This is a genomic window from Rhizobium rosettiformans, from assembly GCF_016806065.1.
In the GTDB taxonomy this organism is placed as follows: Bacteria; Pseudomonadota; Alphaproteobacteria; order Rhizobiales; family Rhizobiaceae; genus Allorhizobium.
The window spans coordinates 374,084-396,822 of record NZ_CP032406.1; the positions used below are offsets into that span (position 1 = coordinate 374,084).

17 protein-coding genes, 1 tRNA gene and 2 pseudogenes are annotated in these 22,739 nt (G+C 53.7%); 7 read left to right on the forward strand and 13 right to left on the reverse strand.

Annotated features, from left to right (window positions below):
- Positions 1-6: 6 nt before the first annotated feature.
- Positions 7-887: pseudogene (locus tag D4A92_RS23275) on the reverse strand (IS3 family transposase); the annotation flags it as partial.
- A gap of 142 nt (positions 888-1,029) precedes the next feature.
- Between D4A92_RS23275 and D4A92_RS23280 the strand changes: the two are divergent.
- From D4A92_RS23280 to tnpC, 3 genes are all read left to right on the forward strand, one after another.
- Positions 1,030-1,377: a transposase gene (locus D4A92_RS23280; protein ID WP_246754135.1), complete on the forward strand. Its 348-nt coding sequence runs from the start codon at positions 1,030-1,032 to the stop codon at positions 1,375-1,377.
- Complete coding sequence (tnpB, locus tag D4A92_RS23285) at positions 1,374-1,718, forward strand: IS66 family insertion sequence element accessory protein TnpB (protein WP_203020286.1); 345 nt, start codon at positions 1,374-1,376, stop codon at positions 1,716-1,718. Before D4A92_RS23280 ends, tnpB begins: the two co-directional genes overlap by 4 nt.
- Before the next feature lie 73 nt (positions 1,719-1,791).
- The gene (gene tnpC / locus D4A92_RS23290; RefSeq protein ID WP_203020288.1) at positions 1,792-3,384 is read left to right on the forward strand and encodes an IS66 family transposase; all 1,593 of its coding nucleotides are present in this window, start codon (positions 1,792-1,794) and stop codon (positions 3,382-3,384) included.
- Positions 3,385-3,415: 31 nt separating this feature from the next.
- Here the strand turns inward: tnpC and D4A92_RS23295 are convergent.
- From D4A92_RS23295 to D4A92_RS23350, 12 genes and pseudogenes are all read right to left on the reverse strand, one after another.
- Positions 3,416-3,646, reverse strand: a pseudogene (locus tag D4A92_RS23295) (transposase); the annotation flags it as partial.
- Between the two features lie 187 nt (positions 3,647-3,833).
- Entirely contained in the window at positions 3,834-4,826 is a 993-nt protein-coding gene (galE, locus tag D4A92_RS23300; protein ID WP_203020290.1) for a UDP-glucose 4-epimerase GalE, read from the reverse strand.
- Positions 4,827-4,912: 86 nt separating this feature from the next.
- Positions 4,913-6,934, reverse strand: a complete 2,022-nt coding sequence (locus D4A92_RS23305; RefSeq protein WP_203020291.1) for an HAD family hydrolase — start codon at positions 6,932-6,934, stop codon at positions 4,913-4,915.
- On the reverse strand, positions 6,931-8,163 hold the full coding sequence (locus tag D4A92_RS23310) for a glycosyltransferase (protein WP_203020293.1): 1,233 nt from the start codon (positions 8,161-8,163) through the stop codon (positions 6,931-6,933). The genes D4A92_RS23305 and D4A92_RS23310 overlap by 4 nt, the downstream gene beginning before the upstream one ends.
- Positions 8,160-9,431 carry a hypothetical protein gene (locus tag D4A92_RS23315; RefSeq protein ID WP_203020294.1) on the reverse strand — a complete coding sequence of 424 codons (1,272 nt, stop codon included), beginning with the start codon at positions 9,429-9,431 and terminating at the stop codon, positions 8,160-8,162. Before D4A92_RS23315 ends, D4A92_RS23310 begins: the two co-directional genes overlap by 4 nt.
- A gap of 48 nt (positions 9,432-9,479) precedes the next feature.
- The gene (locus tag D4A92_RS23320) at positions 9,480-11,534 is read right to left on the reverse strand and encodes a glycosyltransferase (protein ID WP_203020296.1); all 2,055 of its coding nucleotides are present in this window, start codon (positions 11,532-11,534) and stop codon (positions 9,480-9,482) included.
- Complete coding sequence (locus D4A92_RS23325) at positions 11,534-12,601, reverse strand: class I SAM-dependent methyltransferase (RefSeq protein WP_203020298.1); 1,068 nt, start codon at positions 12,599-12,601, stop codon at positions 11,534-11,536. The genes D4A92_RS23320 and D4A92_RS23325 overlap by 1 nt, the downstream gene beginning before the upstream one ends.
- Before the next feature lie 37 nt (positions 12,602-12,638).
- On the reverse strand, positions 12,639-14,000 hold the full coding sequence (locus tag D4A92_RS23330; protein ID WP_246754136.1) for an ABC transporter ATP-binding protein: 1,362 nt from the start codon (positions 13,998-14,000) through the stop codon (positions 12,639-12,641).
- Positions 13,957-14,751: an ABC transporter permease gene (locus D4A92_RS23335; protein ID WP_203020300.1), complete on the reverse strand. Its 795-nt coding sequence runs from the start codon at positions 14,749-14,751 to the stop codon at positions 13,957-13,959. Before D4A92_RS23335 ends, D4A92_RS23330 begins: the two co-directional genes overlap by 44 nt.
- A 125-nt stretch (positions 14,752-14,876) precedes the next feature.
- Positions 14,877-16,010 (reverse strand): glycosyltransferase, encoded by a 1,134-nt coding sequence (locus tag D4A92_RS23340; protein ID WP_203020302.1) that lies wholly within the window; start codon positions 16,008-16,010, stop codon positions 14,877-14,879.
- Positions 16,011-16,404: 394 nt separating this feature from the next.
- Positions 16,405-16,494 (reverse strand) — tRNA-Ser (locus D4A92_RS23345).
- A gap of 426 nt (positions 16,495-16,920) precedes the next feature.
- The gene (locus tag D4A92_RS23350) at positions 16,921-17,811 is read right to left on the reverse strand and encodes a LysR family transcriptional regulator (protein ID WP_203020304.1); all 891 of its coding nucleotides are present in this window, start codon (positions 17,809-17,811) and stop codon (positions 16,921-16,923) included.
- A gap of 94 nt (positions 17,812-17,905) precedes the next feature.
- On the opposite strand from D4A92_RS23350, the gene D4A92_RS23355 reads away from it, so the two are divergent.
- The 4 genes from D4A92_RS23355 (at position 17,906) to D4A92_RS23370 (ending at position 22,701) form a co-directional block, all read left to right on the forward strand.
- Complete coding sequence (locus tag D4A92_RS23355) at positions 17,906-18,169, forward strand: helix-turn-helix domain-containing protein (protein WP_203020928.1); 264 nt, start codon at positions 17,906-17,908, stop codon at positions 18,167-18,169.
- Positions 18,170-18,707: 538 nt separating this feature from the next.
- Positions 18,708-20,768, forward strand: a complete 2,061-nt coding sequence (locus D4A92_RS23360; protein ID WP_203020306.1) for an ATP-dependent helicase — start codon at positions 18,708-18,710, stop codon at positions 20,766-20,768.
- A 244-nt stretch (positions 20,769-21,012) separates the two neighbouring features.
- Positions 21,013-21,555: a hypothetical protein gene (locus D4A92_RS23365; protein WP_203020308.1), complete on the forward strand. Its 543-nt coding sequence runs from the start codon at positions 21,013-21,015 to the stop codon at positions 21,553-21,555.
- 471 nt (positions 21,556-22,026) lie between these two features.
- Positions 22,027-22,701, forward strand: a complete 675-nt coding sequence (locus D4A92_RS23370) for a LuxR C-terminal-related transcriptional regulator (RefSeq protein WP_203020310.1) — start codon at positions 22,027-22,029, stop codon at positions 22,699-22,701.
- Positions 22,702-22,739 lie beyond the last annotated feature (38 nt).

Here is a 22,739-nt window from a genome sequence, read left to right on the forward strand (position 1 = left end):
TTCTGCTTATGCCGACTGTCCGGTCGAAATGGGGGGCAGTTCAAGGGATGAATGCGGGCGTCGGCTATTGTAAAAGGTCAGATAGCCGCCAATGCCCAGGCGGGCCTCAGATGCGGTCTTGTAGGCGTGGAGGTAGACTTCCTCGTATTTGATCGACCGCCAGAGCCGCTCGACGAAGACGTTATCCCGCCACGCCCCCTTGCCATCCATTGAGATGGCGATCTCCGCCTTTTTCAGCACGGCGGTGAAGTCGATGGAGGTGAACTGCGATCCCTGGTCGGTGTTGAATATTTCTGGCTTGCCATAGCGGGCGAGCGCCTCCTCGACCGCTTCGATGCAGAAGTCCGCTTCCATCGTGATCGACAGCCGCCACGACAAAACCTTCCGGCTGAACCAGTCCACGACGGCGCAGAGATAGACAAATCCTCGCGCCATAGGGATGTAGCTGATGTCCATGGCCCAGACTTGATTGGGTCTGGTGACGGCCAACTTGCGCAAGAGGTAGGGATAAATTTTGTGACCTGGCGCTGGTTTCGAGGTGTTCGGGCGGCGGTAGATCGCTTCGATACCCATCTTCTTCATCAGCGTGGCGACGTGTAGCCGCCCGGTCTCCAGACCTTCTCCTTTCAAAAGCCCTTGCAACATCCGACTTCCGGCAAACGGGTAGTCGAGATGCAATTCATCGATCCGCCGCATCAGGGCAAGGTCGCCATCAGGCACCGGGCGTGGAGAATAATAGACGCTTCCACGGCTGAGGCCGAGAAGCTTCGCCTGGCGCACGACGGATAGCTTGTGCTCACGGTCGATCATTTCTTTCCGCCCAGCAATCCCGCCTTGCCGAGCGCACCGGATAAAAAATCGTTCTCCAGTGTCAGTTCGCCGATCTCCGTGCAAACGCAGTTTATCACGGTAAGCGACAAGCAGACCCCATCTGGCGAAGCAGCTTAGCGGTCGGGTATCGGTAGCGGACAAGATGAACCGCTGTGAGCTTCTATGTCTGCGCCTAGCTCTGGAACTAGAACTTTCCATATGATCGAGGCTGTTGCGGACCGCTTTGAGGGCGCGCCCCGGCAGCTTCGTCGACGCTGGTCGGATGATTTCAAAGCGCGGGCAGTGGCAGAGACACTTGAGCCTGGTTCGAGCGTCTCAGCGATTGCACGTCGGCTCGATATCCACCCGTCACAACTTTTTGGCTGGCGTCGCGCCGCGCTTGGCCCTCACAAAGAAAGCACAGGCTCGAGCGGTCATCAGGCAGTCACGCCATCCGCAGGCGTTGCGATAATCGAAGTTCTGATTGGCGATGTCGTCGTGCGCGCTCCCGTCGATGCTGACGAAGCTCATCTGCAGCGCGTGATCCGGGCGGTTCGTTCAGCATGATCCCCGCGGGTGTAAGGGTTTTCCTCGCCAGCCATCCCATCGACTTCCGCAAGGGGCCGGACAGCCTGCTGTCGCTGGTGCGTGATGCTGGCAGTGATCCGTTCAATGGCTCGCTCTATGTCTTCCGGGCCAAACGGGCAGACCGGGTCAAGATCGTCTGGTGGGATGGATCAGGGGTCTGCCTCTACTCGAAACGGCTGGAGAAGGCGCAGTTCTGCTGGCCTCGGATCGGGCACAACCGGGTGCAGCTCAACCATGCCCAGCTCATGGCGCTCGTTGATGGCATGGACTGGAAACGGGTCCGCTCGGTGGCGGTGAAGCCGCCGGAGATTGTTGGGTAAAGGCCTGCGGCGAAGTGAATCAACTGTCTGAAAGGGCAGGAAAACTGGAGCAAAATGTGCTCTGGTAGGCCTTATGACGCCGCCCGATTTGCAGCTCCCGGATGATGTAGAGACCTTGAAGGCCATGGTCCTTGCCATGGCCGAGAAAGCTGCGCGCACCGATGCTCTCGAGAGCGAGGTCGCAGATCTGAAGGCGAAAAACGCCGATGCTGATGAACGCATCGAACGACTGACCCAGATCTTGAAAGCCTTCGATCGTGCCCGCTTTGGCCGGCGATCGGAGAAGCTCGCATCTCCAACGATCGACGATGAGCAGCAAGCCTTCGTCTTCGAGGAAATCGAGACCGGCATCGCTGCAATCCGAGCCAAGGTGAACAAAGGTGCCGCTGATCCTGATGGGAAACGTGCACCCCGGCCACGCAAGGGCTTTGCACCTCATCTGGAACGGGTCGAAGTGGTGATCGAGCCAGATGAACTGCCCGAGCACGTCGGCAAACAGAAGGTGCTGATCGGAGAAGACGTCTCGGAGCGGCTGGACGTCGTGCCGGCGAAGTTCCGCGTCATCGTCACCCGGCGGCCGAAGTATGCCTTCAAGAACGAAGACGGCATCGTTCAGGCAGCCGCACCCGCGCACATCATCGAGGGCGGCATTCCAACCGAAGCGCTTCTCGCCCAGATCGCGGTCTCGAAGTATGCCGATGGCCTGCCGCTCTATCGGCAGGAGGCAATCTATGCCCGCGACAAGGTCGAGCTTGACCGGAAGCTGATGGCTCAATGGATGGGTAAGCTCGGCTTCGAGCTTGATATTCTGGCCGACTACATCCTCGCCGAGATCAAGAAGGCGGAGCGCATCTTTGCTGACGAGACGACGTTGCCAACGCTCGCACCCGGATCCGGATCGGCCAAGACGGCCTGGCTATGGGCTTATGCCAGGGATGACAGACCCTTCGGTGGCTGTGGTCCGCCGATGGTCGCCTATCGCTTCGAAGATAGCCGCGCGGGTGATCGGGTCGCCCAGCATCTGAGTGGCTATCGCGGTATTCTTCAGGTGGACGGGCACGGTGCCTACAACAAGCTGGCCAGATCCGACGGCGGCAATGATGGCGTAATACTCGCAGGCTGCTGGTCCCATAGCCGGCGCAAGTTCTACGAGCTCCACGCCTCGGATAGCTCCAAGATCGCCACCGAGACGGTGGAGCTGATGGCGAAGCTCTGGGAAGTGGAAGCAGCAGCGCGGGGGCAGAGCCCTGACGCGCGTGTCGCGGCGCGCCAGGCGACATCTGCTGCTGTTGTCACCGAGCTCTTCGCCCTCTGGCAGAAGACCCTGCCGCGGATCTCTGGCAAGTCGAAGCTCGCTGAAGCGATCCGCTATGCCACCTCGCGTCGCTCCATCTTCGAGCGCTTCCTCACCGACGGCCGCATCGAGCTCGACTCCAACATCGTTGAGCGCGCCATCAGGCCCCAGACAATTACACGAAAGAACAGTCTCTTCGCTGGCAGCGACGGCGGCGGAAGGACCTGGGCGACAATCGCCACGCTCCTTCAGACGGCGAAGATGAACAACGTAGATCCGCAGGCTTGGCTCACCCAGACCCTTGAGCGCATAGCCAACGGCTGGCCGAGCAACGATCTTGAGGCACTCATGCCGTGGAGTTACGCGGGCTGAACGGCCTCAGCTTGCCGCTTACTTATCACGCGGCATGAAGCGTTTTGACATCGACGGTTGGTCCCGCCGGCTCCGCCTTCGCTTCATCGCCGAAAACGCCCGTCGCCCCCTCAAGGAGCTGATCTTTCCACTGTTTGATCTGGTTGGCGTGCACATCGAACTGCTGGGACAATTCCACCAGCGTCTGTTCCCCTCGGATGGCGGCAAGTGCCACCTTCGCCTTGAAAGCCGGGCTATGGTTCCGGCGCGGTCGTCTCGTCATGGTCTCTCCTGTTTACGGCATCTAAGCCGAAGTCAGGCAGAAATTCCACTTATCCTAGCTGTGCAGATTTCCCGAGCCACCTCTTGCCTCCGACCAAATCACAAGTCGGAGCGACGGAATCAGAATTCGGCGAGCAAGGGAATCCTCAACCCGATTCCGCGTTCAATGGACGCGCTCTAGCTAGGACTTACTTGTCATTCCGCTTGCTAAGGAGGTCTTCCCAAGCAAGCGCCGTCTGCACTATGAGGTCAAGATCGTCGTACTCTGGCACCCAGTCGAACTCCCTACGGGCGACTTCTGCATTTGCGATAACAGAGGCAGCGTCACCTGGCCTACGATCAACTAAACTGACCTCGAAATCATTACCGGATACCCGTTTGACGCAATCGACCACATCCAACACAGAGAAACCTCGTCCGTATCCGCAGTTGGCAACAATCGACCGCCCACCGGCGCGCATACGTTTGAGAGCTTTGAGATGAGCCGAGGTCAAATCAGAAACGTGAATGTAGTCCCTCACACAGGTTCCGTCGGTCGTCGGATAATCCGTTCCGTAAACGCTGAGCCGCGAACGTTTACCTAGCGCTACCTCACATGCCACCTTAATGAGGTGTGTTGCTCCTGCTGTAGATTGACCTGTACGCCTTTTTGGATCTGAGCCAGCCACGTTGAAGTAACGTAGCGCTGTATAGGTAAGGGGCGTCGCGGCAGCAGTATCTCGCAGCATGATCTCCGTCATCAACTTCGACCAGCCATATGGAGATTCTGGATTAAGTGCGGCGTTCTCAGCAACAGGCTGACTATCTTGAGGTGTTCCGTAAACAGCGGCAGTCGATGAGAAAACGAAATGCGGAACACCGGCTGCCACTGCGGCAGCGATTAAGGCACGCGACTTGACGGTATTGTTCTCGTAGTAGCTCAAAGGATCGGAAACGGAATCAGGCACTACGACAGAGCCGGCGAAATGAATGATCGCTTCGATCTGATGATTCTTGAAAATAGAATCGAGTAGATTAGGATCGGCTACATCACCTACATAAAGCCGCGCTTCTGGTGCCAAAGCCCACCTGAAACCGGTCGAAAGACGATCTAGCACAACAACGTCCTCGCCGTTGTCGAGCAAAGACCAGACCATGTGACTTCCGATATACCCCGCCCCACCGGTTACGAGAACTGTCATAAATCTATCCTCACAAACATAATTGCGTACTGTACGCCGACGGATCGCTTGTCACAGCCGATCTCAAAGTACCGGCTGATATACGTCTAGCGGCTTCTTGCTTTTAGCCTTTTGTATTGATGAGCTAACCAGAAAACAGCAACCAGTACCCATCGGTTCACCATGCTTATCTTTAGGCCGTCCAGCGCCGCAGACCACTGGGTGCGCCTCACGTACTGAATAACCAACTGGCGTTGACCAGGCAAAAAAAGTGCCGAAAAGAGCATGCCTAGCGACGGAGCCTTTCCTCGGTCGAAAAACCCTCCAAAACCGAAAAGATCGTGCTGAGGTGCGTCATAATAGGCTTTCAGCAATTGGCTTGGGGGTCGCGATGCGAGTTCTCTCCAAACCCTCAGTGCTGGCTTAAGCAATTCTGCAGAGCACACTGAATGACTTGCTATCAGTGGTCGCTGCACACTAGCGGCTGCAATAACACCGTCCTGAAAATGTCGGGTGAAGCTTTCTATCACCATATTTTCCCGGTCGTTTACTTCGCGAACCGGGATAACATGATTGTCCTGTTTCTGATAACCGGACACACTACCGTTTGCAGAATTGCATATTAATTCCAGCGGCTCGAAAGTCTCAAAGAACTGCATATCCGTCGTATACCGTTCATCCGGGCCAAAAGCTAGCTTGCGCACATTGCGCGGCTGTTCGTTCAAAAATCTTCTAAGCGCCAGATAGTAGCCGACGGTGTCATTTCCGGGCAGGACACGAGCGATATTGTCTTGAATAGTTCCTCGCCAGCCAATGTCCACAAACCCGAGTTTTTGGCCCGCTCTCACGCCACATTGATACAGATAGGCGGTTAGTTCCTCACGTTTTGATGACGCTTTCGAACGTGCTTTCGCGAGAAATTCTTCATTTTTGAAAAGCGCTAGGATCCGATCGTCTTCCTGAGGATTAACAACCAATTCATTCAAACGGAGCCGCAGCCTCTCCAGAAGTGGAACAAACATTGTGGGCTCGATGTCGAGAATTGAAAAAAGAGTAGATACTTTCTGCTGAGTGTTGAGTGACCACACTCGCTGAAGTTCGCCGATATCGACTTCTCCGAGTGAAGCTGCAAAAGTCGCTTGACGGCTGACAGCAAGGATCGACGATGGCGGCAGTCTGCACCCAGCATGCTTGTTGTCGGCGAAAAGGGTGTTGTAGACCCGATAAAAAAACTCACCTTCGCGCGTGAAGAAAAACATCTGATCCGGCGCTTCTATTAGCGCTTGTTCGGCGATGAAAAGCGCGAAACCGATAAAAAGTGGCGCGGCTTGAACACCGATCTGAAACGCTGCAGCTTCATGTTTTTCGAATGAATCAACGGCTTCCTTAGCCAACTGTTGAGAAGATGAATGCAGTTCGAAGAAGAGCGCTTCACGCGAGACAAACAGCGATTCGCGCAATCCGCGCGCAGCATGAGCCTCTTTCGGCACGTATGAGACCGCCTCAACACCCAAACGACGCGGCGTTTCCACATCAGCGTAAGGATTATCGCCTATGTGGACATGTTGATGTGGCTTCACCCCGTAGAGCTTATGGACGTAACTGAAAAGCCGACCTGTGCGTTTGTTCAACATGAAATCGCACGATACAAGCCCTTCCGGGACGATCTTATCCAGCCCATGATAAGCCAGCAGTCGGTCCAACATTTCTGACCCCATATAGAAATCAGAAAGATAAAGTGTCCTTTCCGCTGGATACTTTTTGATGAATTCTTGAATGTCAGGATCGGGGAAGGTCATCGCCATTTCGAATGACAATTCCCCTTCAGCAACGTGCAAAACTTCTTCTTCTTTTGGCGTCGTATTCAAAACATCGCATAACAACACCCGCAAGACGTCTGTCAGCTGATATTCGCCGTCATGCGACGCGTTTTCAGCACGCCGGGCCATCTGGGCCTCGATCACATTTCTTCTCTCATAGATCGACGAAGGAGTTATGAAATTAGCAGACAGATCCGCGTGAAAACGCAAAAAAATCCGATGCGCAGTCGCAAACTTGACCGCTTCAGGATGGCATTTCCTCCTAAGCAACGTATCCCAGACGTCGATCGTTCGCAGTTTATACATCACGACGCTTTTCTCGGTGGAAACACAACCTCTTTGAGGGTCAATAGCTGTTTCACACGATCTTGCGCCCAACTAGGCAACCGGCGGGTGATAGCTTTGAGTTTGTAACCCCAGACGATCGAGCGCCCCTGCTTCAATCTTTGTTGCTCGTCCGAGGCATATCGTGACCACGCTGCTTCCGTCAAAATGTTCAAACTCTCGCGATCGACTTGTGGCCCAACAAGCGCATTTCGAACCCATTGAGCGAACATTTCCGACGAATGCTCCCAATCCGGCCAGGCTGCAGCTGTAGCCTGGCCGCCTTGTTTAAGTGTTTCTAGATGTTGTCGGTCTGACAACATCAAACGCAACGCTGTGATGACTTGCTCGGTGTCACGGTCTCTGACAACGGTCGCATTCACCCCGTCCTCAATATACTCATCGTGGCCGGTTACATCGAACACAATTGCCGTCCCTCCACAATGGAACATTTCCAGAGGAGGTCCAAACATGCCCTCTACAGTACTCAGTTTAACCAAGATGTCACAGGACCTATAGATTTCTGGTGTTTTGTGGATCGGAATCCTGGAAAAAACACGCGACACCCCCGGCAGTGATTTCACAGGAGATCCTGTCAAGACCCAGATATCCTTCGCCCCCGCCCGCTTCGCCAATTTCAAGGCAAGTGCTGTATTTTTGAACGCGATATTGAAGTGGCCTTCAATAAGAACCCTTGGGTTTCCTGCCGAACGCGCCGCTGCAGCGGGTCCTGTAGCAGTATAAATATCCTTTCTTATGCCATTGCGAACCAGAGCTGCCTCCTGTCCAAACGAATCTTCAAGGTGCCGCAATATCCAGGTCGCTTCAGTAATGTATCTAACGGGTAAACGGTAAGTCGCATCAACCAACGCCCTCAAAGGGCGCTCACGCTCAGGATAAAACCGAGACTCGATGGACTGTACGAAGTAGCCACAACGCGGCGCATCAAACGACGCAAGCTCTAGGGCGGTTTTCCACCACGTGGCAATCACCAAATCGAAGGTTTCTGCTCTCGCCTGACCAAAAGAGATGCAGCGTAGCGATTTTCCCTGATCATGCCAGGAAGCTGTCGTTTCGGTAAATGGTTCCTGCACAGCCAGTGTTACGTCGTAGCCACTATTTTGAAGATGGCAGGCATGTTGGAAGATTACATAGGTCCCACCGCTGATCTCAATCGAGCCGACCAAAAAGCATATTCTTGTTTTCTCCGTCATTTTGCCCCTCGTGCGAAACGGTTTTGCCACACGCGGAATGTTCGATAGAGAATGTGGACACCGAACAAGGCGCGGCGGCGTAATGTAAGATACGGCCAGAAACCAGGATCTCCGAGCCGCCGATGCCTCAGAAGCTGAATTGTGTACCGCAATCGCTGAGGCAGAGCATCCCTTTTCGCGCCGCCTCCAAACTGAGATTGTTCGAAAACGCCGAAATTCTCGACGTGAGATACTGACAGCATCCATTCGATCTCGTCGTCGGTTGGTGAGAACACCATGCGAGCGTGTTGTTGGAGACTTCGTTGGAGGAGCCATCCATCGGAAACGTCACGCCCGGCGAACTCTTCCGCGAGCAGAAGAAACCGTTCCATGATCACTTCCGCAACAGGCTGGACGTACTGATCGATCATCTGCTGTTCGTTAAACGGATCACGAACGACCACAGCCCTGCCCTCTGCGTCGATCTCATAAGCCCTTGGACCGCCATGGCGCGCAGGAAGTAGAACCTCGTAAAGAGAACGGTTTTCGTTGAATGTTCTAAAACCCGCAGAAAGGCGCGGGATGCTAGAAAACAATAATCCCATCTTACGGTTATGTACGTCGGCCAGCCCGGGAGATACCAATCCTATGTAATAACCATCAATGCGTGCCTCCGGCCCAGCCACGCGCCGAAACCAATTGAACAAATTATCTTGGATGGATCCCTTCCAGCCGACATCAACGACGTGGAGTGATGTCGGCAGCTTTCCATCCGTAAAACAGGAAAGGTAATCCGCGAGCGCAGCACTTCTTTGCGTACGCTGGCTTTCGTAGAGAGACTGGAAGAACTGCGACCCGAGAAGCTTACGAAACAGCGTGGAGGTAGGAAAGTCTTTTTGAATGCTTCGTGCTTCGGCTTCACTTATCTGAGCGGCCGCAAGTACTTCGAGTTCGTGACCGTCCAAGGCAAGGCTTTTTAGGAAGGAGGAAAGCGACATCCTCCTGTACTGACGAAACAAGACGTCGAATTTCTCTTGATTCAACGGGCCCAATGACGGCATGAAGGTCGAGCGCCGTGAGACTTCAAGGTAATGAGTGCGTATCGCAGCCGCATTAGTTGATTTTTCCGAATAAACGTCAAACATGTCCTTCAACATCGCGCCTTCACGCGAGAAGAAATAGATATCTTTGACTCCCTCGCTCGTCAGTCGTTTATGTAGTCGCGACGTGAATAGGTAAAGACTGAGCGCCAGGTCGAGAAATGGCGTATATGTCCTCTCGCGTGTCATTTAGTTGCCTGCTCTCAAAAGTGTTCCTGTCAGCGAGAAAGATCACGCTCATGATTTCGTATACCGTTCTCGGTGTTTTTCGACCATAGATGACAAGAATTCTTCAAACCTGGGCGCGACGCCTTTCCAGTCCCATGGTTTGATCGAGATAAGGTTTTCTTCCGAAAGTCCCGGAAAGAGGCTTCTGTCTGCGTGAAGACGGCGCAGGCAATCCTTCAATGCATCGACAGATCTCTCTCTGAGAATGAACTCTCTTTGCAATGGACCAAAAATCTCAGGGACTAGTCCCACATCCGTTGAAATGACAGGCACTCCTGATGCCATTGCTTCCATGACAGGATTGGGCGTGCCCTCGATTTCCGAGGTGCAGACATAGAGATCAATCGTGTGGTAGTAGGCAGGCATTTTGTGGTGCGGAACAAATTTGTCCTGTCGATCGGCAAATCTGGTGACGAATTCGAGTCCTTCTGCCCTCAGCTGTTCAAGAGCGGGTTTCAAAATCGTGTTGACACCCTTGATGTCTCCGAGCTCCTCACTCCATTTGCTGTTTCCAACCCATCCCACTACAATTGGGCGAGTGTTTAGCTCGCGGAAACGCTCTAAATTTACAGGCGTAAAGAGATCAAGATCCACCCCGTCGGGGAAAACAGTTGCAGGTTTGGGATAGGTTTCCAAGGTCTCATATATTTGGGCGAGGCGTTTTGAACTGACAGTGTAACCGGTGACCTGTGAGAAAATATGAGAACGGGCGGCCACCTCTTCGTCTTTTAAGAAGAGATGGTCATAAACTGCCGTTGTAACTGGCCTGCCACTAAAGAAACGATTCAGAAAAACTTTCAAATCGCAACCGAGTTGCCCGGCATAGGACGCATTAAAAGGCGTGTCCAACGCCGCCAACACCTCACGCCAGAAAATATGAACAAAATCATAGCTATCCAGCACGACCAGGAGTTGGAAATAGTTATCGAACGCCGTATGAGGGATAATTTCAAACTGGTATTTATGCCCGAGTGCCTTGACGATCTGACGAGAGATATTGGCGAAGGCCCAGTCATCGCTGTCCACTACGAGTGCGACACGCATGGGACGTGTAACGACAGGCTGAGCTGCGTAAGGTTTCGCTTCTTTCAGTCTCGGCTTTTCTCCTGTCATTTTGTTGGTTTGGCTTTCCAGCCATTGTTCAACGACATCACTCCATATGGAGAAACCATATTTCTCCTGAAGATGGTTCGCAGATTTCTCGATAATTTGCCGGGAGAACCGGGTGCGTTCGTAATCAGCATCAGAATTGTTCTGCGCTGGGGGATGATCGTGTACCAACGCGGTCAAGCCCGAGCAACCCACCTTCATTCCGGCCCGGAAAATGCGGATGGACAAATCCAAGTCTTCGAAGCCAATGAACATGGCTTCGTCATAACCGCCTAGCCGCTGAAAACTTTCTACCTTTAAAAGGGAAGAGCCTCCGAAGAGAAACGTACCCAGAAAAACGTTCTCTTCCAGCGGTCCCGTCTTGTCCTGTTGATAGGCGCTCCCAGCGCCTAGCCAAAATCGTCCATCGGCATCTGCATTTAGATACAGATGTCCGCCTAGAGCAAACAAGGTCTGCCTGTCTGGATCCATAAGTGGCATGCTCATGAAGTGGCAACCGGTCACGCCCAGCTCCCACTGCAGGCGCTGCAGAGGATTTGCAATAAAGTAAATATCGTTGTCGAGACACATCAACCATTCGGTTCGCACATGCTCGATCGTTCTGTTGCGCCCGCCTGCTACACCGAAATTCTGGCCAAGCCGCACGATACGCGACCGGTATGGCATCTCGGCAAGAATGTTAGTCAGTGCTTCAATTTCACTTTCTGACGAACCATTGTCAATTATGAGAACTTCGCCGGCAAATTCCGGGATGAAATCGCTGATGGAACGGCAAAGCTTTTCCGAAAGATGAACTCGACCTAGCGAAAGAAACGAAATGGTGAGGTTCTCACCATTTAGTCCGATGTTTGGGCCGGCAGGACGCTCGATGTTTTCATTCAGTTGAAAATGGGAACTGTCATAAATCGCTGACATCTCACTGAGGCCAGCTACTTTTGTAGGAAGTACCTTCATTACCGACGAGCCTTATCGATTAAATTGGCTGCGAATTTTAATACCCTTTTAGGAATAACTCTATGAACGCGTCGATATACCCCGACCATTCGCCACGGCACAGCAGCCAAAGTAGCTTCGCTCTCGGTCGCCCTTGCCGTAAGTTCTCGAATACTCTCCTTCGCTAATGCATTTTCCGCGAGGAGTGCCTGGGTCCGAAGCGCTGCGGCGCGAAGACTTCGATGCATACTCTCCAAATTCTCGGCTTTCTCCGACATCTCATGCGTACGTCGAAGATCCCAAAGCTGAGTACGCAGGCGTCCAACTTCATCCGCCAGATCTGCCTGAGCAGCAGACCTTAAATCACACGGATAAATAGTGACGTTTTGGTCTTCATCGTTTACGTCAGTATTTCCCCAAATTCCGACGTAGTATGACGAGCTATCCATCTCCAAAACATCGTCCGGAGCCACCATTAGAGCAGCGACACCAGGAAGCAAATCGCCTCGAACCATATCGACCGGATTGTGACCAACTTTCAGGCCTTCGGTACCAATCGCATAATTTCCAAAGCCCGTGACAGGAGTGCCAATGAATCGTCTGCGGGCTGGACCGAGAATAGAATCGACCAACCCGAAAAACTCGGATGATGTGAAGGTCCGCATATGAAACGGATTACCTTCGTCACCTTCTTCATAGTGACGCGGGTCGTTAGGGCAGGAAATTATGATAGTCGCATCCGGAGCGGCGACCTTTTTTACCTGCATCAGAAAAAGCTCTGGATCTTCCAAATGCTCAATTGTCTCGAAAGACACAATCAAATCAAAGGAGTTTTCTGGGAAAATCTTAGAAAGATCATACGCGCTGGCAACGTCAAATTTGATATTGCTTGTTGAGAAGTTGAGTTTGGCTGAAGCGATTGCTTCTGGTGCGATATCAAGAGCCGTCACATGTGCCGCGTTCCACCGTGTGGCCAGAGCATAGGCACCGTAACCCTCACCACAGGCAATATCTAGAACACGTTTTCCTGCGGCAAATGGGCGTGCCATCGAGTAACGCGCTAAATGCACAGCCGCCTCGATAGCCAAATATCGCTCGTTAGATCCAAAATGGAGCCTCTCCATATTAACTTTCTCCTCCGCGGTCAGATACTCGCCATTCGCGAGGTAGGTCAATCAGACCATGAGACACATATGTGTCCTTGACTTGAAATATGCAGGCTTCCAAACGCTCAGCGAGAACACCCCACCCGAAAACATCATTGATAGCAAAGCGGATCTTATAGTGCCCAGCCAATAGGTTGAGGGCCGGGAAGATAATCTGAAACTCCCCTTGTCTCTCCAACTTATACGGAGGTCTTTTCTCCATCAGCGTGGTCGCTCCGCAGACGTAAAAATCGTCATGGCGCTTCAGATTGAAGACAAATGAGCCTTGTTTCGGGGCGTCATGGCGCAATGACCTATAGCGGACCGTAAACTCAACACGTGCACCGCTTTTGATTTCCTTCGGTGAGGCAACGCCGTCCGCAACCATATGAACAGATGTGATTTCAAAAGGAGGCATGTCGCCGTTTTCAGCTGGCCGCAGTTCTGCGTCGTCCAAGATAAACGCATCGTTTTCGGCCACTGGCTTAACATCGCGTTCCGCGTCTCGCGTGCTCGAGTGATGCTCGTCCTTGACCGGCATCTCACCAGTCAATGAGATAAAGCTGTCTATCTTCTCCACGTCGTAGGTGTAAAGATCGATGATATCGCTCGCAGGGCCGTACCCGATTGGCGCTCCATTCTTCAGGTACAATGCACGGTCACAAATCGTTTTCACCTGATAAGCGTCGTGCGAAACAAAGAGGATCGTGCAGCCACTTTGTTTAATCTGGAAAATTTTTTCGACGCATTTTCTCTGGAATGCCATATCCCCAACTGCCAAAATCTCGTCAATTATCAGGATCTGGGGATCGACGTGAACGGCGACCGAGAAAGCAAGCCTAGCAAACATTCCGCTTGAATAATATTTCACCGGCTGATCAATGTAGCTACCAATTTCCGCGAAAGCCAAAATCCTATCCATTCGCTCCGCAATTTCATCAGGCGTTAGACCCAGAAGGCTTGCGTTAAGATGGATATTTTCTCGGCCGGTGAACTCGTTGTTGAAACCAGCGCCGAGTTCAAGCAGAGCGGAGATACGTCCCTTGACCGATATCGTTCCGGTCGTTGGTCGAACTGTACCGCATATCAGCTTTAACAGAGTGGATTTTCCTGAGCCGTTACGCCCGACTATGCCGACAGTCTCGCCCCTGTCGATATCGATAGACACGCCGCTCAACGCCCAAAAATCGCTGGAGTATCGGCGCTTCCCGCGAAACAGCCACTCCTTTAGCCGGTCTTCTGGTCGCTCGAACTTACGATAAAGCTTCGAAATGTTATCAGCATGAATTACACAGTTATCAGAGTACATCGGCAAATGCCCGCGCTCCACGGTGGAAAACATAGAAGCCGAGGCCAAACACGGTGAGGCTGATAAGCCAGGCTACCGCTATCCCGCCCAGGGACGGCCATTGGTCAAAGAAGAGCGCACCTCTCGCTGCTTCGAAGAAGAAAGACAACGGATTGAGGTCGAAAAGGTACCGTATGGAAACCGGTGTGTTTTGCACGGGATAAAGAACGGGGCTCAGATATAGAAGCGCGGTCAAAACGAAAGGAACTATCATACGCATGTCACGAATAAAGACACCCGCGAATGCGAGCAAATAGGTGCCACCAAGCACGAGAATGACAAAGGGGACAAGTACAACCAAGAAGGAAATCGCTGTGGAGGAGGGTGCGCCAAGGACTACAAGCGACGCAATTATCACGATCAGAAAGTTCGCCGCGAACTGCACAAGTGATGCAAGGACGACCACCAACGGAAGCAACTCGACGGGGAAGACCACCTTGGTCACGTATGTTGCATTGTCTGTGACGAGTGATGTGGCGCGAGACCAGCATTCGCTCGCAAGTGTGTACATGGATAGTCCGGCGAACAGAACAATCGCGAACACTTCCACCCTGTCAGCTTGCATTCCAGGCCAGCGCGAAACAAATATCACGTTAAACACAAAGGTATATATTCCAAGCATTAACAGGGATGACAGTAGTATCCAGAATAGGCCAAGTGCCGACCCCCTATATCGCTGCTCAATTTCACGGCGCACCAGAAATATGGTGAGATGACGATGGCCCCAAGCCTGTTTCAATTTCAACCTATCCACTTTCCGCTTGATCTCGAGTGGCGTGTTGCGCCTACGCGGATATGTTAATCTGGCCGCCGCCATATCATGGGTTGACGTTCGGCAGTAGCGATTTTTCCATTTGTCCCCAAGCGCTGTCATTGGGAATATATGCGATGGAAAGCGGATTTCACTGCATCGGAAGCGAAGCCCTCCTTTCGAATGTGCTCAATTGCATTGTTCCCAATTACCTTAATCATCGTAGGATTTTTTGACAATTTTTCGATGATCGACACGATTTCATTCGCTTGGCTTTCTTTGGTGGACCGCTGCAGGAAGAAACCCGTTACTCCCTCTTTGATTAAGGCCCGACTTCCAGGGAAGTCAGTCGCAACGGTAACACATCCACAAGCGGCGGCCTCGATGAGAATTCGAGGCACGCCTTCGTTGTAGCGGGACGGCAGGACAACAACATCTGCTTGTCCGAGGAGACGAGGCATGTCGTCCACTCTTCCAAGAAACAATACTTCAGGATGTTCACGCAAAGTGTTTTCTGAAACACCATCTGGATCGGCCTCCGTCTGCCCGGCTACAATCATATCGACATTTTCCATGCCGCAGGTTTTCGCAGCCGCAAGAAAAACATCTAGCCCCTTGGCCTTTAAGAGACGTCCGGCATAAAGTACCTTCAGACGTCTGTCGGAATGACGCTTTTCTGGCGGATGGAATTGTTCCAGGTCAATGCCGGTTCCATTCGTCAATTCGGTTCTATCTATTACTGTTAGCCTGCGTTCTATCCAAAAATCGCGGTCAGAACTTGTTTCAAAGCAAATTGTTGCATCACGCAAGCATGCCCTAAGCACCAGCTCAACTACGCGCAATCGCATTTTTTTGGCTGCTGTAAGGTTTTGAGTGTCATATAGGCGCCCTAATCCGGGGACGGAGACCACAAGATTGCCTCGCCACCCTAGTAATTTCGCCACCTGCGCCGCAACCCCTCCGTACAAATATGGCTTCAGGTTAATAAGATGTAAAATTTCTGGACGATAATACAATATACTCTTAATAATTGAAAATATAATATTGAAGTCACTCCAATGCAGTCTGAATCTATTTATCTCAATTTTCTTGTGATAACAATTAGCCGGAGGGGTACCATTGCCGCCAGCCATTACAATTACATTTTTATCCATTTCAACAGCAACATCGACAAGATGTTTTCGATGATGACGAAAATTGTCAATGTCGTTGGAAACAAAAACAATCGTCTGGTTTGCTTTATCCGTTTTCATATCAAGACTTTTTCTAAGGATTTTGTTTTTCTTGAAGTCACAGACTAGAGAATTATTTAACCACTAGCCCGTCCTATATCTATTTTGGAATGGAGAGGCGGTCGAGATCTGCCTATGGAAGGCAGACTGATTGGTTTTCACGCACAATTGTTGTAGCCTCATCTACAGTCACCTTCCGCCGCGCCCTTGACGCAGATCCATTGCAGACCAGAAACTCGGCACAAAGGGAGTCTACCACTGCAATTCGATGGTCGGTTTCATACGTCGCGATCTGGGATACATCGATCTGGAGCAAATAAAACTGGAGATCATCGACAGCTCGTACGTACGAGGTAGTCACCAACGCCTTAGGTGTAGGATGTTACCTACATCGCCAGTCTTGACACATCGACAATGGCGGAGAGGGTGGGATTCGAACCCACGATACCCTTGCGAGTATGCCGCATTTCGAGTGCGGTGCTTTCGACCACTCAGCCACCTCTCCGGTCACATTGGTCGGCGCTCAGTGGCGCGGGCTGTCTCATAGCGGCAAGTCACCCCTCATGCAAGCGCGAATGTGACTGTTTTTCATTTCCTTGAACGGAAATGCCGCGTACGTCAAAGACGCAGCAAGAAATGCAGCAATCCCCTCATTTGCCGTCAACCGCCTGCCTCGACACCGCCTCGGATCATAGCCGCGCTTGCGCGAGATCCGGGTCAAACAACGAAGAGCATCGGAGGCGTCAGAATAGCGCCGGGCCAAGCCCGGGACGCCGGGAATTCTCGTCACGTCAGGGCCGGAGAAAGGGAAGCCGCAGGAGCCTGAGCATAGTGACCCCTTGGGGTCAGGCGGGACCGCCTTCCCCCGGCCATGGCGTTCCGCTTGAAGGGGCAAAGAGCTTCGTGAGAAAAGCTCCACCCATAGCCGCCCTCACCTCCCCGACCGTCCCAATGTCTTCGCAATATCGATGATGTCATCTCGTGCTGCTGTCGGATCATCCTTGCTCCAGGCGACACCCAGCCCGATCTTCAGATCGATGCCCGTCACCTTCTTCAACACCACGTCCCTGCCCGGCAGTTCGCCCGTCCACTCCGGCGCAAAGCCGACACCAAGACCTGAGGATACAAGCGAGATCAGCGAGAAGGTGTCGTCACAGGTATAGGCGACATTATCATTCAGCCCATGCTCATCGAAGGTCTCCGCAAAATAGCGCTCGGTGAAGGACAGGTTCTGCCGCTTGAAGGCGATGATCTTCTCGGCCCTCAGATCCTCGATCGTCACCTCGTGCTTTAAGGCAAGTGGGTTTCCCATCGGCACGGCCAGCAGATACCGCTCATGGGCAATCGAGAAGAAGCGCAATGAGCCAATGTTCTCGACCGGCCGAATGAAGCCGAGGTTCAGCTTGCCGCATTCGAGCTGCCGGATGATCTCCGACGTCGAGCCATTCGAGACATGCAGGCGGATATCTGGAAACTTCCGGCCGATCCGCGCCAGAAATGCCGGCAGCACGCCTGTCGTTGCCGGATAGATCGTGCCGATCCTGATCTCCCGCATGGTCCTGCCTCCTGCAGCCCGCGCCATCTCTGCAGACAGATCCAGTTCTCCCAGCATCCTGACACAGCGATCGTAGAACACCTCCCCTGCCCGCGTCAGCTCCACCTTGCGTGTCGAGCGCGTCAGCAACTGAACCCCAAGTCCGCGCTCCAGTGCCTGGACCTGGGTGCTCAGTGCAGGCTGGGCAATGTTTACCCGCATGGCGGCACGGCCGAAGTGCAGTTCTTCGGCGACAGCGACAAAGTAGGAGAGTTGGCGGAGTTCCATCTAATCGCTCCCGATCGATCCGGCGAAGACGATTATGCCCTATATGTATATAATAGCCAGTTATTTTATTTGTGACGATTTCCCATGTTGCCGTATGACACCGCGCGAACTGTTAGCCTGGAACATACGGAAACTGAGGGTGGAGCGAGGTCTCTCCCAAGAGCGGTTAGCTCTGGAGGCCCAGATTGAACGCGTCTCCATCTCGCAGATCGAGCGAAAGCAAGTAAACTTGGGCATAGATTCATTGGGGAAGATTGCTCAGGCGCTGAACTGCGCCGTATCTGACCTGCTGATGAGCCCGTTGCCTGGAGACGAGATGCCTCCCGTTCTACGCCCCGGTCGCAAGAGCGGCAGCTGATCCCACGATGGCTAGGTAGAGAAGGAGTGGCCACGAGCAGCCCCCGAAGGCGCATGAAATTAGAACGCAAAAGACATGGGCTTAAAGAACGAGCGCCCGCTTTGGCTAAACAGACTCAACGCAACAAGAAATTGGCAATCTGTACGGCTGACAACGAACCTGTCCTAGCGGGCAGTTGGCAGGGGTCGACCAATCGCCTTCCCGCGGCGATCCTGCCGTTCAACGCACCTCACCTACGCGAAACATTACCGGCGACCATCTCACCAGTCCGCCTCCCGTAAAGGCTGCTCGCAGACACGCCGCCTGACCCGGTCACAGGACCCCCGGCTCCCACTTGCGCTGGCCGTGACCTGCTCCGCAAGCGACGCGCCGCTCCCGACCTCATACCAAGCCAACGGGCCACTCCTCAGATCCATACGCCGCTTGAACAGCGACCCAGACCTGATATTTTCTATCTTTGTTCATGCAGCATGCAACCCCGCAGCAGCGGCCACAGAATGAGCATCGCACGCCTGCTTCAAACATCAGACGAGACCGCATGACCGCCCATCTCGAAAGCCTCAACGAACGACAACGGGACGCGGTCACACACGGCACCGGCCCGGGCGAGCCGTCAGCAGCAGGCCCGCTCCTCATCATCGCAGGTGCCGGCTCAGGCAAAACCAACACGCTCGCTCATCGTGTCGCCCATCTGATCCTCAACGGCGCTGATCCCCGCCGGATCCTCCTGATGACCTTCTCACGTCGGGCAGCCTCCGAAATGGCGCGCCGCGTTGATCGCATTTGCCGACAGGTGCTTGGCGACAAGGCGCTTGCTGACGGTCTTTTGTGGTCGGGCACGTTTCATGGGATCGGCGCAAGACTGCTGCACCTCTATGCCGAACAGATTGGCCTACCCGTCGATTTCACGATCCATGACCGGGAGGACAGCGCCGATTTGATGAACCTTGTGCGCCACGAGCTTGGCTTGTCGAAAACTGAGACCCGCTTCCCGACCAAGGGGACCTGCCTTGCGATCCATTCGCGCGTGGTCAATGCTGAAAGCTCGATCAGAGAGGTGCTCAAATCCGCCTATCCCTGGGCGATCAACTGGGAAACAGAGCTGAAGGAGCTGTTTGCGGGTTACGTCGCGGCCAAACAGACGCAAGGTGTCCTCCATTACGACGATCTCCTGCTCTATTGGGCGCAGATGGTCTCACATGCTGAACTGGCCGACGATATTGGCAATCGCTTTGATCATGTGCTGGTCGATGAATACCAGGACACCAACCGGCTACAGGCACAGATCCTGATGTCGCTCAAACCCGGCGGCCGCGGCCTGACCGTCGTTGGCGATGATGCCCAGTCGATCTACTCGTTCCGAGCCGCAACCATCCGAAACATCCTCGACTTCCCGACTGAGTTTTCGCCAAAGCCTGCCGACGTCATCACGCTTGAACGCAATTACCGTTCGACGCAGCCGATCCTGGTCGCAGCCAATGGTGTGATCGGTCTGGCGCGCGAGCGCTATACCAAGAACCTCTGGACCGACCGGTCGTCCGAACAAAAGCCGCGTCTGGTGACCGTCAAGGACGAGAACGATCAGGCGGGCTTTATTGTAGAGGAGGTCCTTGCCAACCGCGAAGTCGGCATTGCGCTGAAGCAGCAGGCGGTGCTCTTCCGGACATCGAGCCATAGCGGCACCCTCGAGGTCGAACTGACGAGACGCAACATTCCCTTCGTCAAGTTCGGCGGCCTGAAGTTTCTCGACAGCGCGCATGTGAAAGATCTTCTGGCCATCATCCGATTCGCCCAGAACCCGCGTGATCGGGTCGCCGGGTTTCGGGTGCTGCAGATGCTGCCGGGCATCGGACCACAAAGGGCCGCCACAATCCTCGACACGATTGCCGCGGACCCACAGCCGTTGTTGTCGCTTGCCGAGATCCCCCCGCCGCCCAAGACCGGCGATGACTGGGCGCCTTTCGTCACATTGCTTTCCGCCTTGCATAAGGACGAGCATGGTTGGCCTGGTGACATCGAGAAAGCGCGGCTCTGGTACGAGCCGCATCTCGACCGGATCCACGAGGACCCCGAGACTCGCAAGGCAGATCTCCTGCAGCTCGAGCAGATCGCGTCCGGTTATCCGAGCCGCGAACGCTTTCTGACCGAACTGACACTGGATCCGCCGGACGCAACCAGCAATCAGGCGGGCGTGCCGCTGCTTGACGAGGACTATCTGATCCTCTCCACTATCCACTCTGCCAAGGGCCAGGAATGGCGTGCTGTCTTCATGCTGAATGTCGTTGATGGCTGCATGCCCTCTGACCTTGGGGCCGGAACGACGGATGAGCTCGAGGAAGAACGCCGACTGCTTTATGTCGGCATGACCAGAGCCCGCGACAGCCTCAGCCTGATCACACCGCAACGCTTCTACACCCATGGACAGAACAGCCGGGGCGACCGGCATGTCTATGCATCCCGCACGCGGTTTATTCCCGCCATGCTCTTGCAGTTTTTCGAGCAGGCAAGTTGGCCGAAGGCCTCCCAGTCCACGCCCCAGCGTAGTGCAAGCCAAATCCGTATCGATGTCGCGGCAAATATGCGCGGCATGTGGAAATAGAGCCCAGTCAACAAGGAAAATTCGGCGGGGCGACACCGCAGTCCTGTTTCTCATCGAATTGAATGTGGCGGCAGGTGTACCACCTGAACGCGGTAGTGACAGCCAGCCAGAAGACATCGACAGGTTCGTGACCCTGCTCGCCGTTTTCCCGAGATGGCGCCTGATGAACTGCCCCATTTGCCCGGAAAGGCACTGACACCGCGGCCCCTCAGCAAGCGGGGACAACACCTTTCCGCTTCAATGCTTGACCGCCATCGCTCTTGACCTCGACCGATTTGAGAACATAATAGGAACAAATTCCGTTCTCTCGCCATTGAAGGCAGGCGCTGTCATGCAATATCACCCTCGAGAGCGTCTTCAGCTCAATGTCGCCATTGCGCTTGGCTGCTTCCGTCGCACGACAATTCGGGGCTTTGCTGGATATGGCCCAAGCCGTCGCCGTGATTGGCATCTGACCCCCACCATGGTAGATGCAATTGTCCGTACCGTGACGGCATCGCTCAGCTTCTACAAGGACGATCGCACCGTGATCCTCAGCCGTGTTGCCCACCATGTCGAAAAGGTCCTGAATGATGTGGCCGACAATGAGGCACGAGCCCTGGCTGGGATAGATGCGAGGGAGCGCGACCGGGCAAGGCAGGCAATCGCGGGCCGCATCACAGAGCGGCTTTGTCAACGCTACACGATCCGCTTAACCCCTCGACCAGTCATGGTCCCGGCCACCGGCGTATGGTGCGGGCTCGATCGCGATCAAGGTGACGAACAAGACGGTGGGGGGAAAAAATGATGAGCGAGAAGTATGAAAGAGGAAACCACAGGCGATAGCAAAATCGTCTGTGCCCCCATTGCTCTTACCGAGAAGCATAAATGGCCATTGCGCGGCAGCTCACCCCAAGTAGACAGCTTGAGCGACGCTTCATGTATAACAATGCGCTAAAGCAGCCTTACTGGCTCCCGGTCTTGGACATGTAAAGCGCATTGATCACTAAACGTCGCTAGCCGCGTACATTTCCGTCATCAGCTGCGAGACGACGCTGACACACGCGCTGCGACAACACTTTTGGCTCAGAGGTCGCCTAAATTTCGCAATTGGAGAACGTGTCGGCAAATGGAATAAAGCTTGCCAACGAAGATACTATCGACACGCTGCGGTTTAATTTTTTCTCAAAATCGTCAGGGGTTGAAAGAAAAAATTTGCAGGCTTTGGTTGTCGCCTGTAAGCACCATTGTTCAATAAACTCTTTTGTTGCAAGTGCTTATGGATTCGTTCAATTTACTGTCCCGCGCCCTGATAGACACCTGGCTGACGTCCTCCGGCACAACCTCTACCGCAGAGATCTGTGCAGACGTCGCCAACAGGCTCAACGCCAAAATGGCGCTCTTCGTCATGAATACAGAAGCGGACGATCCCTATGATTGGCAATTGCGTCGGATCCGTAATTTTAGCTTCCGCAGCTCACTTCTTGCGCAGCTCGCCCCAGCTTTTGCCGACACGACATTGCGTGTGCTTGACCGAGACTTTGTCGATCAATCAATGATCCCTGCCTACACACGGGCCTTGATGCTGAGACGCCCAACAAAGGAGATGGTCAGGTCACAGATCGGTGCAATCCAGGTTGGATATGAACGTCTCATCCTGCCCCAAAAGGCCGCGGAAAGACCAAACTGGTGCATCAGTCTGGTGGTTACGCGCTACCTGCTTCCAAAAATGCTCGAGGCGAAGACGGATGCCATCGATGAAAATGTTATACAGCTTCTGATCGAAGGCCACACGACCAAGGAAATCGCCGACTGGCTTAACTTATCACCGCGGACGATCGAGCATCGCCTTGGCCGGTTGAAGGACCGCTTCGAGGCTGAGAATCTCGTTCATCTCGTTGCAAAGATCGTCGCCGCACAGGTCAGCGAGAACACTTCCCAACTCAAGAGATAAGGTGAGAAGTCACCCGCTGTCACGTCAACGGACTGGAA

Excerpts from the sequence above, each read along its gene's own strand:
- D4A92_RS23330 (WP_246754136.1), bottom strand. The coding sequence starts at position 14,000 with ATGTTTTCCACCGTGGAGCGCGGGCATTTGCCGATGTACTCTGATAAC.
- tnpC (WP_203020288.1), top strand. The coding sequence starts at position 1,792 with ATGACGCCGCCCGATTTGCAGCTCCCGGATGATGTAGAGACCTTGAAG.
- tnpB (WP_203020286.1), top strand. The coding sequence starts at position 1,374 with ATGATCCCCGCGGGTGTAAGGGTTTTCCTCGCCAGCCATCCCATCGAC.
- D4A92_RS23370 (WP_203020310.1), top strand. The coding sequence starts at position 22,027 with ATGGATTCGTTCAATTTACTGTCCCGCGCCCTGATAGACACCTGGCTG.
- galE (WP_203020290.1), bottom strand. The coding sequence starts at position 4,826 with ATGACAGTTCTCGTAACCGGTGGGGCGGGGTATATCGGAAGTCACATG.
- D4A92_RS23340 (WP_203020302.1), bottom strand. The coding sequence starts at position 16,010 with ATGAAAACGGATAAAGCAAACCAGACGATTGTTTTTGTTTCCAACGAC.
- D4A92_RS23360 (WP_203020306.1), top strand. The coding sequence starts at position 18,708 with ATGACCGCCCATCTCGAAAGCCTCAACGAACGACAACGGGACGCGGTC.
- D4A92_RS23350 (WP_203020304.1), bottom strand. The coding sequence starts at position 17,811 with ATGGAACTCCGCCAACTCTCCTACTTTGTCGCTGTCGCCGAAGAACTG.
- D4A92_RS23355 (WP_203020928.1), top strand. The coding sequence starts at position 17,906 with ATGACACCGCGCGAACTGTTAGCCTGGAACATACGGAAACTGAGGGTG.
- D4A92_RS23310 (WP_203020293.1), bottom strand. The coding sequence starts at position 8,163 with ATGACGGAGAAAACAAGAATATGCTTTTTGGTCGGCTCGATTGAGATC.
- D4A92_RS23320 (WP_203020296.1), bottom strand. The coding sequence starts at position 11,534 with ATGAAGGTACTTCCTACAAAAGTAGCTGGCCTCAGTGAGATGTCAGCG.
- D4A92_RS23315 (WP_203020294.1), bottom strand. The coding sequence starts at position 9,431 with ATGACACGCGAGAGGACATATACGCCATTTCTCGACCTGGCGCTCAGT.
- D4A92_RS23280 (WP_246754135.1), top strand. The coding sequence starts at position 1,030 with ATGATCGAGGCTGTTGCGGACCGCTTTGAGGGCGCGCCCCGGCAGCTT.